The 1583-nt window shown below is 62.7% G+C and carries 1 protein-coding gene; it reads right to left on the reverse strand.

Features of this window, described 5'->3' with window-relative positions; genetic code table 11:
- Positions 1–136: 136 nt before the first annotated feature.
- The coding region (locus GY725_03585; GenBank protein MCP4003257.1) for an Hsp70 family protein at positions 137–1583 on the reverse strand (1447 nt) is incomplete at its 5' end.

Genomic DNA, 1583 nt, shown 5'->3' on the forward strand with positions numbered 1-1583 from the left:
AGCGAGAAGCGGGAGTCGCCGCCTGAGCAAGAAGCGTGATCCGATCGCAGATCCGTAGATCTGCAGAGGGTCGCGCGACGCAGCGCAGGCGGATGCATCGAGCTTCGCAGCCGCAGCCTCCCTGTGCAGAGGTTCCCTAGACCTTTTCGAGTCCCTCATCTTCGCGCGTTGGATCGGCCATGAGTGCGATCGGATCTTCGACTCGGATCTCCTGCTCGACGCCCGATCCCTGATCGCAGGCGTGTACGGACAGAATTCCGCTCTCGTCGATCGAGAAAGTCACCGCGATGCGAGGCTCCATACGCCGCGCGGTCGGGATGCCTTCCAGGATGAATGAGCCGAGGTGCTGGTTGTCGCCCACGCGCTTCTCGCGGCCCTGGTATACGCGGATCTCGACTTCGGACTGGCCGTCCTGGTTCGTCGTGAATACCCGGTGGTGCTCTGCTGGAATCGTCACGTTCTGATCGATCAGCATCGAGAAGAGGTCACCCGCACTGGCAATTCCGACCGGCAGTGAAGTCACATCCAGGAGTTCGATCTTGCGCGCGTTCTCGTGCTCGCTCTGCTCTCCGAGCGAGGCGGCCGCCCGTTCGTTGGCTTCCTGGGCACCGCCGACAGTCGACTGGATCAGCTCCTTGGCTTTCTCCATCAGTTCCGGGAGATCGTCAGCGGCACCGCTGGCTTCGAGTTTGCGGATGACCGCCATGGCCTCGCCACCGAGCCCCTCGAGATCCAGACTGAGCTTCTCGACGGCATTCGCGTCCATCGAGACCGGAAGATCGGCGTCCATATAGTCTTCGGCCGCCGCGTCCGCGCCGTCGAACTCGCTCAGGTCATCCGCACTCAGGTCCAGGTTGTCGAGGGCGCTGTTCAAAGATCCCGCGCCACCGAGTTCCTCTTCGACGCTGGTGTTGCGCTGTACGGGAAGCTCTTCCTCGCCGATTTCAGGGGGCTGCGCGCCCGTCAGCAGGTCGACCTCGCCGAAGTCCGGTCCCGGTGCGCTGTCAGAAGCCAGCGATGCAGGTTCAGCGAGGCCCGGCGTGTCCAGGTCTCCGAAATCCAGCGCTTCAGATGCAGCCGCTTCTTCGAACGAAGGATCCAACGCCAGGCGTTCTTCCTCCGGAACCTCTTCCGGTTCGAGTTCGAACGGTTCCGGAGCGGATTCAACGGGCGGGACGTCGGCTTCGACTTGCGGAAGTTCTTCCGGAGGCACGGTGGCGGAGAAATCCACCTCGCCGTATTCCATCGATGCGTCCGTTCCCGGAACCGGGAGAGCTTCTTCCGGTTCGTCGCCCGAGAGATCAAACCCTTCTTCAAAAGCAACACTCTGCTGAGCTATTGCGAGAGGATCATCGAGCGGATCGTGTTCCGCGATCGGCGGCTCGACCTGGTCGACGGGCTCATCGAACTTGGGCACGGGGAAGTCATCGACGGGTTCGTCGAGTTCGAGCGCCGGAGACTCGTCGAGTTCGGGCAGTGCCGGTTCATCCGCGCTGGCCGTGTCGGTCTGGGCTGCGTTGAGAAAGTCATCGAGTGGATCGTGTTCCGCGATCGGCGGCTCGACCTGGTCGACGGGCTCATCG

Source organism: bacterium, assembly GCA_024226335.1.
Lineage (GTDB): Bacteria > Myxococcota_A > UBA9160 > SZUA-336 > SZUA-336 > JAAELY01.